Origin of the sequence: Arthrobacter sp. NamB2, assembly GCF_005281365.1 — a bacterium.
In the GTDB taxonomy this organism is placed as follows: domain Bacteria; phylum Actinomycetota; class Actinomycetes; order Actinomycetales; family Micrococcaceae; genus Arthrobacter_D.
Window position 1 is genome coordinate 116,243 of the sequence record NZ_SZWI01000003.1, and the last position, 13,197, is coordinate 129,439.

A 13,197-nucleotide genomic window follows, 5' to 3' on the forward strand; every position below is an offset into this window, starting at 1 on the left:
AGTTGCTCGAGCAGGAATGCCTTGCCGCGATCGCAGCAGCCGGTGAAGCAGCACTCCTCGGTGGGGATGTCGTAGCCCGGTGACGCGGCTGCCCTCGAGCCGAGGGCGCCGGGCGGGAACCGACCTACCACTCCTCCTGGCCCGGGTAGAGGGGGAAGTTCGCGGCGAGCGCGGACACGCGGGCGCGAAGGGCCTCGACATCGGGCGACGGCTTGAGCGCAGCGGCGATGATCTCTCCGACCTCGGTGAACTCGGTGGCACCGAAACCGCGCGTCGCGAGTGCGGGCGTGCCGATCCGGAGACCGGAGGTGACCATCGGCGGGCGGGGGTCGAAGGGAACCGCGTTGCGGTTGACCGTGATGCCCACCGAATGCAGGACGTCCTCGGCCTGCTGGCCGTCGAGCGACGATATGCGCAGGTCCACCAGGACCAGGTGAACGTCGGTGCCGCCGGTGAGGACGGAGACGCCGTGCTCGGCGACGTCGGACGCGGTGAGGCGCTCGGCGATGATTCGGGCGCCCTCGAGGACGCGCTCCTGGCGTTCCTTGAACTCGGCGGAACCCGCGATCTTGAACGCTGTCGCCTTGCCCGCGATAACGTGCATCAGCGGGCCACCCTGCTGGCCCGGGAAGACGTTCGAATTGATCTTCTTCGCCCACTCCTGCTTCGCGAGGATCACGCCGGAGCGGGGTCCTGCGAGTGTCTTGTGCACCGTGGAGGTGACGACGTCGGAGTGAGGGACCGGGCTGGGATGCACACCTGCGGCAACGAGGCCGGCGAAGTGCGCCATGTCGGTCCACAGCAGCGCCCCGACCTCGTCGGCGATGGAGCGGAATGCTGCGAAGTCCAGCTGGCGGGGGTAGGCGGACCAGCCGGCGATGATCACCTGCGGCTTCTCCGCGAGGGCCTGCGCCCGGACACGCTCCATGTCGAGCCGGTGGGTGTCCTCCTCGACACCGTAGGCCGCGACCTCGTAGAGCTTGCCCGAGAAGTTGAGCTTCATGCCGTGGGTCAGGTGCCCGCCGTGTGCCAGTGACAGACCCATGATCTTGTCCCCGGGCTTGATCATGGCGGAAAGGGCCGCCGCGTTGGCCTGGGCGCCGGAGTGGGGCTGGACGTTCGCGAACTCGGCGCCGAACAGCGCCTTGACGCGGTCGATCGCGAGGTTCTCGGCGACGTCCACATGCTCGCAACCGCCGTAGTAGCGGCGACCGGGGTAGCCCTCCGCGTACTTGTTCGTAAGCACACTGCCCTGGGCCTCGAGGACGGCACGCGGCGCGAAGTTCTCGGAGGCGATCATCTCGAGGGTGTCGCGCTGTCGGGCGAGCTCGTTCCGCAGGACGGCCGCGATCTCCGGGTCCACCTCGGACAGGGGTGCGTTGGTGACGGAATCAGCGGCAGCGTGAAACGGAGCCGTGGGGGAAGTGGTCATCGGTCGATCCTTCTCTGGGTCTCGCAAGGGGTCAGCGTGAGTCGCGGGCGCCCGGATCAGTGTCCGTGCGCGGCCGCTCGTGAAACGTGACCCGCGGCCCAGGCGTGCGATCCGTGGTCTGCACTGGAAGCAAGGCTCACCCGGAGGACGATCCCGACTCCATGCCGCTTCCTGGTGGTTGCCCACCCTACGCCAGTCGCGACGGTCCCATGCTAGCCGTACCGCCGCCCGGGCCGCCACCGGGGTCCACCCTCACCAGGGGCCCGCCGCGTACGTCCGGCGCACCTGTGCGTCAGAGGGCACCAGCACCCTCGGAATACGGGGAGGGACCGGGCCGTTCTGTACGCGTGGAGCGGTAGCCCGAGTGGCGGGGCCGGTCCGGGAAGGTCGGACAAATGCGCAGATCGGGAACGGACCAGTCCGGGGGCGAACAGGTACACCGGGTGGGCGTCGTCGTGATCGGCGCCGGCCAGGCGGGCCTGAGCAGCGCCTACCATCTGAAGCGCCGCGGTCTCGAGCCCCAGCGTGACTTCGTGGTCCTGGACGCCAACCCCGCTCCCGGCGGTGCGTGGTTGCACCGCTGGCCTGCCCTGACCTTCGACGCCGCCCACGCACTGCACGATCTCCCCGGCCTGCCCCTCGGGACGCCGGATCCCAAGGAACCCGCGTCCGACGTCGTCAGCCGGTACTACGGCTCGTACGAGCGGCAGTTCGATCTGCCGGTGGTCCGGCCTGTGTCGGTGATCCGGGTCGAGCCGGAGGAGTCCGCCGTCGGACCCGACGACGGCGCTCCGGGGGGCAGCCGCGACGACGGCCATCCGGGCAGTCCGAGCGGAGCCCTCGGCCCGCTGCGTGTCACGACCAAGGGGGGCAGCTGGACCGCGGACGTTGTCATCAGTGCTACCGGCACGTGGGACCGCCCCTACTGGCCCTACTACCGCGGTCGCGACATCTTCGAGGGACGCCAGCTGCACACCCACGATTACCGGTCCGCAACCGAGTTCGAGGGCCAGCGCGTGCTCGTCGTGGGCGGCGGGACGTCCGCGGTGCAGTTCGTGCTCCACCTCCATGACGCCGGCGCGTTCCCCATCTGGTCCACGCGCCGCGCCCCGAGCTTCACGCGGAAGCCGTTCGACCCCGAGTGGGGACGGGAGGTCGAGGCCGAGGTGAATGCCCGGACGAGCGCCGGGCTCCCGCCGGCCAGCGTCGTCTCGGTCACCGGGCTGTCCCTCACTCCGCAGTACCAGGCAGGGATCGATGCCGGCATCCTGGTCTCGCGGGGCCCACTGGCGGAGCTCCGGGAGAGGTCTGCCGTCTTCGCCGACGGCGCGGAGGAGCAGATAGACGCCGTGCTGTGGGCCACGGGATTCAGAGCGGCACTGGATCATCTCGCGCCCCTGCGCCTCCGCGAACCGGGCGGCGGCATACTGATGGACGGCGTCCACGTCGTGAGGGAGCCCCGCCTGCTGCTCGTCGGCTACGGAGCTTCCGCGTCCACGCTCGGTGCGTCGAGGGCAGGCCGGGCCGCGGCGATCGCCGCCGTCGGCCGGCTGCGAGATATCGCGTCACACACCGAAGCGGCCGGTAATCTGGCTTAGGTGACCTACCCCGACGCATTCCGCTCCTACTCGCTGACGCTGTCCTGCCCCGACAGGCCCGGAATCGTCCACGGCGTCTCCGGAGCACTGGTGGACGTCGGCGCCAACATCACCGAGTCCCAGCAGTACGGCAGCCCGGAGACCGGCACCTTCTTCATGCGGGTTGCGCTCGCCACCGACGCCACGGACCAGGACCTCCGCGCGGCGCTCGAGCCCGTCGCGGCGGAGTTCGGCATGGACTGGTCGCTCGCGGAGGCCACCCGACGCACGCGAACCCTGATCATGGTGTCCAAGGCGGCTCACTGCCTCAACGACCTCCTCTTCCAGCACCGCTCGGGTACGCTGCCCATCGACATCCCCGTCATCGTCTCCAACCACCGCGACCTCGAGGACCTGGCGGCCTTCTACGGCGTCGAGTTCCACCACATCCCGGTGACTCCCGAGACCAAGGAGGACGCCGAGGACGCGCTGCGCGCCCTGATGGACCAGCACGACATCGAATTGGTGGTACTGGCCCGGTACATGCAGATCCTCAGCGACAAGCTCTGCGAGGACCTGCTGGGCCGCGCCATCAACATCCATCACTCTTTCCTGCCATCCTTCAAGGGCGCCCGGCCGTACCACCAGGCCCACGCGCGCGGGGTCAAGCTCATCGGCGCCACCGCGCACTACGTCACGGGGGCGCTCGACGAGGGGCCCATCATCGAGCAGGAAGTCATCCGCGTCGACCACGCCCGGACGGCGGAACAGTTGACCTCGATCGGGCGCGAGCTCGAGGGGCGCGCCCTCGTTCAGGCCGTTCAGTGGCACGCGGAGCGCCGCGTCCTGCTGGACGGCCGCAGGACCATCGTCTTCAACTGACCCCCGCGGTTTATCTGACCGCCGTGCTGACGTGCCTGTTCCCGCACGACGAAGCACTACGTCAAGCGTTAACTTCTTGACTACAACGGGTGCCTGGGGCACCCTAGTGATCATGCCCGCAGACTCCCCCTCGATGGCGAGGACGAACTCGAGCGCCGTGCTTCCGAAGCCGGGCTCCCAATCCGCACTGCGAGAGCAGAACCAGCAGCGCGTGATCGCTGCCCTGATGAGCGGTGGACCGCAGACGCAGGCGGAACTCTCCCGGCAGACAGGGCTCTCGACCGCCACCGTGTCCAACATCGTCAAGGTGATGGCGGGCTCGGGAATCGTCAGTACCGCACCGACCACCAGTTCCGGACGCCGGGCCCTGTCCGTGATCCTCAACGACAACGGCCAGGTCGCAGCGGGTATCGACATCGGCCGCCGGCATCTCCGGGTCGTGCTTGCGAGCCCCAACTACCGCGTCCTCCAGGAAGCAGCCGTCACCCTGCCCCTCGGGCACAGTGCGGTCGAGGGACTCAGGGCCGCGTCCGATCTCCTGGATGCGCTGCTGGAGAAAGGCGGAATCAACCGCAGCGCCCTGCTCGGGGCGGGTATCGGGATTCCGGGGCCCATCGACCGCCGAACGGGGACGGTGGTGCAGGGCGCCATCCTGCCGGAATGGGTCGGCATCAACATCCACGACACCTTCGGCGAGCAGTTGCAGGTGCCCGTATTCATCGACAACGACGCCAACCTCGGCGCCTTGGCTCAGGTGACGTGGGGCCCGCACAGCGGCGTCGACAACCTCATGTTCATGAAGGTCGGCTCCGGGATCGGTGCCGGCCTCGTCCTCAACGGGTCGCTCTACTACGGGAACGTGGGCGTCACGGGAGAACTGGGCCATACGACCATCAACGAACAGGGCCTGGTCTGCCGGTGCGGCAACCGTGGGTGCCTGGAGACCGTCGCGTCGACGTCCACGATGATCGAGCTTCTGAGCCGGGGCAGCAACGAGACGGTGGACACCCAACGCATCATCGACTGGGCCCTCACGGGAGACACCGCGGCACTGCGCGTGCTCGACGACGCCGGCGTGGCCATCGGCCGGGCACTGGCCCACATGGCCAACCTCATCAATCCGGAGACGATCGTGATCGGCGGACCACTGACGAGCCTGGGCGAGATCCTGCTTGGCCCTATCCGCCGTGGTCTGGCCCGTCACGCGGTGCCGATCATCGGTGAGACGACAAGCGTCTGCATGTCCTCGCTCGGTGACCGGGCCGAGGCACTGGGGGGCGCTGCCGTCGTCCTCGCCCAGCCCGGCCTGTCCCCGGCCCTACCGGGTTCCACCTCAACGTTTTCTCTGTTTTCGCCGTAGTTTGTGTTCAACAGTTGACGACAAGGCACTCCGACGTGTTCAATTCTTTCGGGCCGAGGTTGGGCCTGCACCAAGACAACGCCGTCACGCGGGAGGCTCCATGAACAACCACACCATCCTTGAGATGCGCTCCATCACCAAGGAGTTTCCGGGAGTCAAGGCCCTCTCCGACGTGTCGATCGAGGTCCGGGCCGGCGAGATCCACGCGATCTGCGGTGAGAACGGAGCCGGCAAGTCCACCCTCATGAAGGTGCTCTCCGGGCTCTACCCGTACGGCGACTACTCCGGTCAGATCTTCTTCCAGGGCGAGGAAGTCCAGTTCAAGGACATCCGCTCCAGTGAAGCCGCGGGAATCGTCATCATCCACCAGGAGCTCGCACTCATCCCCGAGCTCTCGATCGCCGAGAACATCTTCCTCGGCAACGAGCCCACCCGTTTCGGTGTCATCGACTGGGACTTCGTCAACCGTACGACCCTCGAGCTGATGGCCAGGGTCGGCCTGAGCGAGGACCCGACCACGAGGGTCAAGGACATCGGTGTCGGCAAGCAGCAGCTCGTCGAGATCGCGAAGGCCCTGAACAAGTCGGTGAAGCTGCTCATCCTCGACGAGCCCACCGCCGCCCTCAACGAATCGGATTCGCAGCACCTGCTGGACCTGATGTCCGGCCTGCGCTCGAAGGGCATCTCCTGCATCATGATCTCGCACAAGCTCAACGAGATCGAGCAGATCGCCGACTCGATCACGATCATCCGCGACGGCAAGTCGATCGAGACACTGCACGTCAAGGAGGACGGGGTCGACGAGGACCGCATCATCCGCGGGATGGTGGGCCGCTCGCTCGAGTCGCGGTTCCCGGACCACACGCCGACGATCGGTGAGACGTTCTTCGAGGTGCGCAACTGGACGGTCGGTCACCCCACCGTGTCCGACCGGCTGGTGTGCAAGAACGAGAGCTTCCATGTCCGGCGCGGCGAGATCGTAGGATTCGCCGGGCTGATGGGCGCCGGACGCACCGAGCTCGCGCGCTCCGTGTTCGGCCGGTCCTACGGCAACTTCAAGTCCGGCCAGATCTTCATCAACGGCAAGGAGGTCACGCTCCGCTCCGTGCCGCAGGCGATCAACGCAGGGCTCGCGTACGTCACCGAGGACCGTAAGTCGCTCGGGCTGAACCTCCTCGACGACATCAAGACCACCACGGTGTCGGCCGACCTCAGGAGGATCACGCACGGGCTCGTCGTGGACAAGGACGAGGAGTTCCGCGTCGCGGAGGAGTACAGGAAGTCCCTGCGCACCAAGACGCCGAGCGTCAACGAAGGGGTGGCGAAACTCTCGGGAGGCAACCAGCAGAAGGTCGTCCTCGCGAAGTGGATGTTCACAGACCCCGACCTGCTCATCCTCGACGAGCCCACGCGCGGCATCGACGTCGGAGCGAAGTACGAGATCTACGGCATCATCCAAAAGCTGGCGGACCAGGGGAAGGGCGTCATCGTCATCTCCTCGGAGCTGCCCGAACTGCTCGGCCTCTCGGACCGGATCTACACGATCTTCGAAGGCGCGATTACGGGAGAACTGACACGCGAGGAAGCGAACCAGGAATCCCTGATGAAACTCATGACCGCCAGCAGGAAATCTGCCTGACCGTAGCTCCCCTAGGAAAGACACCATGAATTCCCTCAAACAAATCTTCGGCGGGAACACCCGCCAGTTCGGGATGATCTTCGCCCTGGTCGCGCTTGTCGTGTTCTTCCAGTGGCGCACGGGCGGCAAGACGCTGACGTCCGGGAACCTGATGAACCTCTTCAACGGCAACTCGTACATCCTGATCCTGGCCATCGGCATGGTCCTCGTGATCATCGCCGGTCACATCGACCTCTCGGTCGGCTCGATCGCAGCATTCGTCGGCATCGTCGTCGCCATCGCCATGCGGGACTGGGGCATCCCCTGGTACCTCGGCGTGCTGCTCGGCCTGGCCCTCGGGGCGATCATCGGAATCTGGCAGGGCTTCTGGGTCGCCTACGTCGGCATACCCGCCTTCATCGTCACGCTCGCCGGCATGTTGCTCTTCCGCGGCGCCAACCAGGCCGTCGGCGATTCGAACACGGTGCCGGTCCCCGAGGGGTTCCAGTACCTCGGAGCCGGATACCTGCCGGAGATCGGACCGAACACCGGGTACAACAACCTGACCCTCCTGATCGGTTTCGCGCTGGTCGCCTTCGTGATCTACAACGAGGTGCGCGGTCGCCGGAAGGCCCAGAAGATCGGCACCGAGTTGCCTCCCACGTGGGTACCCGTGGCCAAGGTGGCGCTCCTCTCCGCTGTCATCCTCTATGCGACGTACATGTTCGCGACAGGCCGCCCCGGCACGTCCTTCCCGGTCCCCGGCATCATCCTCGGGCTCCTCGTGATCGTCTACGCGTTCATCTCGAACAAGACGATCCTCGGCCGCCACGTCTACGCCGTCGGCGGCAATCGCCACGCAGCCGAACTGTCCGGCGTGCAGAGCAAGCGCGTGAACTTCCTGGTCATGATGAACATGTCCATCCTCGCGGCCCTCGCCGGCATGATCTTCGTCGGCCGTTCCACCGCATCCGGTCCGTTCGACGGGACCGGGTGGGAGCTCGACGCCATCGCTGCTGTCTTCATCGGCGGAGCAGCTGTCACCGGCGGCGTCGGCACGGTGGTCGGCTCGATCATCGGCGGACTCGTCATGGCGGTCCTCAACAACGGACTCCAGCTGCTCGGTGCCGGCGCCGACGACACGCAGATCATCAAGGGCCTCGTCCTTCTCGTCGCCGTTGCCTTCGACGTCTACAACAAGAGCCAGGGCAAGCCGTCGATCATCGGCCTGCTCACCAGGAACTTCGGTGGAGGGGGCGGCAGCAGGAAGGCCGAAACCTCCACGCCGCAACCCGCTCCCACGGAGCAAGCCGTCGGAACGAAGGAAGTCATCTCCCACGACGTCTGACAGTCGGAACCCTCCGACCGTCAGTCACCACCGCTCCACCCCGTCCACCAAAGCAAGAGCGAAAGAAAGAGAATGCACAATGCGTAAATTCGCAAAGTCCGTCGCGGCGATCGCTGCGATTTCAGCACTGGCGCTGACAGGATGCGGTCGCGAAGAAGCGGCCCCCGCAGAGGGCGGCGACGCCGCAGCCTCCGGTTTCGAAGCAGGATCTGCCATCGGTGTCGCTCTCCCGCAGAAGACGTCGGAGAACTGGGTCCTCGCTGAGACACTCTTCAACGACGGCCTGACCGAGGCCGGCTACGAGCCGAACGTCCAGTTCGCCAACGGCGGCGTCTCGGAGCAGCAGAACCAGGTCAGCTCCATGATCACGAACGGCGTGAAGGTCCTCGTCATCGGCGCGATCGACAGCGCGCAGCTCGGCACCCAGCTGGCCCAGGCCAAGGAAGCCGGCATCCCGGTCATCGCCTACGACCGCCTCCTGACCAACACCGAGAACGTCGACTACTACGTGGCCTACGACAACTTCCAGGTCGGCGAGCTGCAGGGTCAGGCGCTGCTCGATGGCATGAAGGCTGCCAAGCCCGAGGGCCCGTACAACATCGAGCTGTTCGCCGGCTCGCCGGACGACGCCAACGCGAAGGTGTTCTTCGACGGAGCCATGAGTGTCCTGCAGCCCGAGATCGACAACGGCAACCTCGTTGTCACCTCCGGCCAGGAGACCTTCGAGCAGGCTGTCACCCAGGGCTGGAAGGCGGAGAACGCCCAGCGCCGCATGGACACCCTGCTGTCCGGCAGCTACGGATCCACCGAACTCCACGGCGTCCTCTCCCCCAACGACACGCTCGCCCGTGCGATCCTGACGTCGGTGGAGGGTGCGGGCAAGCCCCTGCCCGTCGTCACCGGTCAGGATTCCGAGGTCGAATCCGTGAAGCTCATCATGGAAGGCAAGCAGTACTCCACCATCAACAAGGACACGCGCGCACTCGTTGAGCACGTCATCGAGATGGTCGGCAACCTGCAGGCCGGCGAGGAGCCCGAGATCAACGATCCCGACTCCTACGACAACGGCGTGAAGACCGTTCCCGCCTACCTCCTCGAGCCACAGATCGTGACCAAGGACAACGCGGCCGAGGCGTACGCGAACGATCCCACGCTGTCGGCACTCACGAAGTAGTTCCACCCGGATCCTCCGGCAGCAGTCCACGAAGCGCCCCGGCTCCCGCCGGGGCGCTTCTGTGTGTGGAGGGCGACGGTCATCCCCCGAACCGCCGTGACGGTCCGCACCGAGTCGGCGTGCTGGTCACCGTGCCCCGGGTGCACGTCGCTCATGTGTGCTGCGGTCCGGCAGGATGGACGTGGACCCGACCAGCGGCAAGGATAGGACGATGAACCCTCAGACCCGCATAGCCGTTCCCCCCTGCGCTGAAGCAGGAGCTCCCAGCCCCGTCGTCGCCACGGGCCGCCCCCTGAAATGGGGCGTCGTCGCAACCGGCGGCATCGCCGCGAAGGTCACTCAGGACATCGCACTGCTGGAAGACGCCGTGCTGCACGCGGTGAGCTCACGCAGTGCGGACAGTGCTGCTGAGTTCGCCCAGCGCTTCGGCTTCGCCACCAGCTACGGGAACGACGGCGACGTGGCGGGCTACCAGCAGCTGGTCAATGATCCCGAGGTCGACGTCGTGTACATCACGACGCCGCACGGACAGCACCACGAGGTGGCGAAGGCCGCGCTCACGAGTGGCAAACACGTTCTGTGCGAGAAACCCTTCACGATCAACGCTGCGGAGGCCGAGGAACTCGCTGCCATCGCAGCCGATCGCGGGTTGTTCCTCATGGAGGCGGTCTGGACGAGGTTCTTGCCCAGCATCAACAGGGCCTGGGACATCGTCTACTCCGGTGAGCTCGGTGACATCCGATGGGTCCAGGGCGACTTGGGCTTCACCGCGCCTGACGACCCCACGAGCCGGCTCTGGGACCCGAAGGCTGGTGGAGGAGCTCTCATGGACCTCACGGTGTACCCGCTGACGTGGGCCCTCGGGCCCCTCGGATTCCCCGATTCGGTGTCGGCCGTGGGAACACTCAACAGCGACGGCGTCGATCTGCAGAACGCCGTGACTCTCAGTTATGCGAGCGGCGCGTATGCACAGCTGTCGTCGTCGTTCGTGGCATCTTGCCCCGGTCAGGCCACTGTCTGTGGATCGAACGGGTGGATGAAGACCGGAGGTGGCCCACTGCACAATCCGAGGGAGCTGACCATCAAGACCGGCCAGGACGATCCCCGGGTGGAGCAGTTCGAGCAGGTTGGCGGTGGGTACACGTACGAACTACGCGAGGTTACGCGCTGTATCCAGGAGGGCTTGACCGAGAGCCCGACCATGCCTGTCGGCGACACCGTGAGGACGATGCGGCTGCTCGACGGCGTGAGGGCCCAGATCGGACTGCGGTACACGAACGACGCCTGAGCGTTCCTCCACGTGCTTCGGCCTGATTCAGGCCGCCGAAGGACGGGTGCCCTACTCGAGGGCACCCGTCCTTTCTATGCGGTCCAGTCGCCCTCAGGCAGTGACCTTCGACCGACGAGCGATCAGCAGTCCAGCCGCGCCGCTCAGCAGCAGAAGCGCCGCGAACACAACGGTCTGCTGCTCGTCGAACCCGGTGGAGGCCAGGATCTTCGAAGCCACGGGGGCTGATACTGCCTTCGCCGCCGGAGCTGATTGCAGCACACTCGCGCTTGCCACGGAAACTACTCCCGGTGCTGTACCCGTGCCGGTGCCGGCGCCGGTGCCGGTGCCGGCGCCGGTGCTACCACCCGGGATCACGCCAACCGTAGTGGCCCCCGGTGTCGGATCCTTCGGGTCGACGCCCGCTGCAGGGGCGTCAGGCGTCGTCGGGTTAGTCGGCGTCGTCGGGTTAGTCGGCGTCGTCGGGTTGGTCGGCGTCGTCGGGTTGGTCGGCGTCGTTGGATTAGTCGGCGTCGTCGGGTTGGTCGGCGTCGTCGGGTTAGTCGGCGTCGTCGGGTTAGTCGGCGTCGTCGGGTTAGTCGGCGTCGTCGGGTCAGTCACTGAACAGTCGGTGTTGCTGTCACCGATGAGGGACACGGCGTTACATCCGACGTTTATGGGAGCAATGATCTGAGGCGAAACCACATTCCCGTTCAGGATGCCGCCGTTCAGGATCCCACCGTCGAGAAGACCTCCATCGAGGAGACCGCCATCGGTCGTTGACCCACCGGTCGCTCCACCGGTGCTGTCACCGTCCGTCGTCCCGGCCAGGCTAGAGTCTCCGGTCGAGGACGAATCCCCGATCACGGACACCGCGTTGCCGGACACATTCACCGGAGCGGCGATCTGAGGCGAAACCACATTCCCGTTCAGGATGCCGCCGTTCAGGATCCCGCCATCAAGGAGACCGCCGTCGGTCGAGCCGCCGGTCGTTGTGCCACCGGTGCTGTCACCGGAGGTGGTGCCGGCCACGGCTGAATCTCCGGTTGCGGACGAATCCCCAATTACAGACACCGCGTTGCCGGACACATTCACCGGAGCGGCGATCTGAGGCGAAACCACATTCCCGTTCAGGATGCCGCCGTTCAGGATCCCACCGTCGAGAAGACCTCCATCGAGGAGACCGCCATCGGTCGTTGACCCACCCGTCGCTCCACCGGTGCTGTCACCGTCCGTCGTCCCAGCCAGGCTAGAGTCTCCGGTCGAGGACGAATCCCCGTTCACGGACACCGCGTTGCCGGACACATTCACCGGAGCGGCAACCTGGGGCGAGACGACATTCCCGTTCAGAATGCCGCCGTTCAGGATTCCGCCGTCGGCTGAGCCGCCGGTCGTTGTGCCACCGGTGCTGTCACCGGAGGTGGTGCCGGCCACGGCTGAATCTCCGGTTGCGGACGAATCCCCGACCACAGACACCGCGTTGCCGGACACATTCACCGGAACGGCAACCTGGGGCGAGACCACATTCCCGTTCAGGATCCCGCCGTCAAGGAGGCCGCCATCGGTCGAACCGCCGGCCGTTGTGCCACCGGCGCTGTCACCACCCTTCGTTCCCGCCACAGCCGAATTCCCGGTCGAGGAAGAATCCCCGATCACAGACACCGCATTGCCGGACACATTCACCGGAACGGCAACCTGAGGCGAGACTACGTTCCCGTTGAGAACGCCGCCCCCGATGAAACCGCCGTCGGTCGATCCACCGGTCGTTCCACCCGTGCTATCGCCGGACGTGGTGCCGGCAACGGCTGAATCTCCGGTTGCGGACGAATCCCCAACCACAGACACCGCGTTGCCGGACACATTCACCGGAACGGCAACCTGAGGCGAAACTGCGTTCCCGTTCAGGATCCCGCCGTCAAGGAGGCCGCCATCGGTCGAACCGCCGGCCGTTGTGCCACCGGCGCTGTCACCACCCTTCGTTCCGGCCACAGCCGAATTCCCGGTCGAGGAAGAATCCCCGATCACAGACACCGCATTGCCGGACACATTCACCGGAACGGCAACCTGAGGCGAGACTACGTTCCCGTTGAGAACGCCGCCCCCGATGAAACCGCCGTCGGTCGATCCACCGGTCGTTCCACCCGTGCTATCGCCGGACGTGGTGCCGGCAACGGCTGAATCTCCGGTCGAGGACGAATCCCCAACCACAGACACCGCGTTGCCGGACACATTCACCGGAACGGCAACCTGAGGCGAAACTGCGTTCCCGATGAGAACGCCGCTCCCGAGGTGCTCACCATCAGTGGTGATGATGCTCTCCTCGATGATCGACCCACTGGTGGTGCCCGTCTGGAGAGGAACTGTGATGACTGCCCCGAGACCGGCGGTGGCCTGGGAGTCTGTCGTTGTTGAAAGGTCAGCAGCTGTCGCTGCTCCTGCTCCGAGGACGACGATGCCCCCGGCTAGAAGGGCTCCGTAGAGTCCCCGCTGCACGCATGTGCGCATGATGTTCTCCTGTAAAAAAAGTGGAAGAGGTGGT

General features: G+C 66.2%; 9 protein-coding genes. 7 read left to right on the top strand and 2 right to left on the bottom strand.

What is annotated here, in order from left to right:
* Positions 1–124: 124 nt before the first annotated feature.
* Complete coding sequence (glyA, locus tag FDK12_RS07060) at positions 125–1,432, bottom strand: serine hydroxymethyltransferase (protein WP_137368916.1); 1,308 nt, start codon at positions 1,430–1,432, stop codon at positions 125–127.
* Between the two features lie 395 nt (positions 1,433–1,827).
* Between glyA and FDK12_RS07065 the strand changes: the two genes are divergently transcribed.
* From FDK12_RS07065 to FDK12_RS07095, 7 genes are all read left to right on the top strand, one after another.
* Positions 1,828–3,030, top strand: coding sequence for an FAD-dependent oxidoreductase (locus FDK12_RS07065; RefSeq protein WP_137368917.1), 1,203 nt, complete (start codon positions 1,828–1,830; stop codon positions 3,028–3,030).
* Entirely contained in the window at positions 3,031–3,891 is an 861-nt protein-coding gene (purU, locus tag FDK12_RS07070) for a formyltetrahydrofolate deformylase (protein ID WP_137368918.1), read from the top strand. It abuts the gene before it with no gap.
* A gap of 112 nt (positions 3,892–4,003) precedes the next feature.
* Entirely contained in the window at positions 4,004–5,251 is a 1,248-nt protein-coding gene (locus tag FDK12_RS07075; protein WP_223263154.1) for an ROK family transcriptional regulator, read from the top strand.
* Between the two features lie 100 nt (positions 5,252–5,351).
* On the top strand, positions 5,352–6,890 hold the full coding sequence (gene mmsA, locus FDK12_RS07080) for a multiple monosaccharide ABC transporter ATP-binding protein (RefSeq protein ID WP_104118654.1): 1,539 nt from the start codon (positions 5,352–5,354) through the stop codon (positions 6,888–6,890).
* Between the two features lie 25 nt (positions 6,891–6,915).
* Positions 6,916–8,217, top strand: a complete 1,302-nt coding sequence (gene mmsB, locus FDK12_RS07085) for a multiple monosaccharide ABC transporter permease (RefSeq protein ID WP_137368919.1) — start codon at positions 6,916–6,918, stop codon at positions 8,215–8,217.
* Between the two features lie 79 nt (positions 8,218–8,296).
* Positions 8,297–9,391 (top strand): sugar-binding protein, encoded by a 1,095-nt coding sequence (locus tag FDK12_RS07090; protein WP_137368920.1) that lies wholly within the window; start codon positions 8,297–8,299, stop codon positions 9,389–9,391.
* A gap of 211 nt (positions 9,392–9,602) precedes the next feature.
* Positions 9,603–10,679 carry a Gfo/Idh/MocA family protein gene (locus FDK12_RS07095; RefSeq protein WP_137368921.1) on the top strand — a complete coding sequence of 359 codons (1,077 nt, stop codon included), beginning with the start codon at positions 9,603–9,605 and terminating at the stop codon, positions 10,677–10,679.
* Between the two features lie 93 nt (positions 10,680–10,772).
* On the opposite strand, the gene FDK12_RS07100 is transcribed toward FDK12_RS07095, so the two are convergent.
* Complete coding sequence (locus FDK12_RS07100; protein ID WP_137368922.1) at positions 10,773–13,163, bottom strand: beta strand repeat-containing protein; 2,391 nt, start codon at positions 13,161–13,163, stop codon at positions 10,773–10,775.
* Positions 13,164–13,197: the final 34 nt, after the last annotated feature.

Coding starts and splice junctions, on each gene's coding strand:
- glyA (WP_137368916.1), bottom strand. CDS start 1,432: ATGACCACTTCCCCCACGGCTCCGTTTCACGCTGCCGCTGATTCCGTC.
- FDK12_RS07065 (WP_137368917.1), top strand. CDS start 1,828: ATGCGCAGATCGGGAACGGACCAGTCCGGGGGCGAACAGGTACACCGG.
- FDK12_RS07075 (WP_223263154.1), top strand. CDS start 4,004: ATGCCCGCAGACTCCCCCTCGATGGCGAGGACGAACTCGAGCGCCGTG.
- mmsA (WP_104118654.1), top strand. CDS start 5,352: ATGAACAACCACACCATCCTTGAGATGCGCTCCATCACCAAGGAGTTT.
- mmsB (WP_137368919.1), top strand. CDS start 6,916: ATGAATTCCCTCAAACAAATCTTCGGCGGGAACACCCGCCAGTTCGGG.
- FDK12_RS07090 (WP_137368920.1), top strand. CDS start 8,297: ATGCGTAAATTCGCAAAGTCCGTCGCGGCGATCGCTGCGATTTCAGCA.
- FDK12_RS07095 (WP_137368921.1), top strand. CDS start 9,603: ATGAACCCTCAGACCCGCATAGCCGTTCCCCCCTGCGCTGAAGCAGGA.
- FDK12_RS07100 (WP_137368922.1), bottom strand. CDS start 13,163: ATGCGCACATGCGTGCAGCGGGGACTCTACGGAGCCCTTCTAGCCGGG.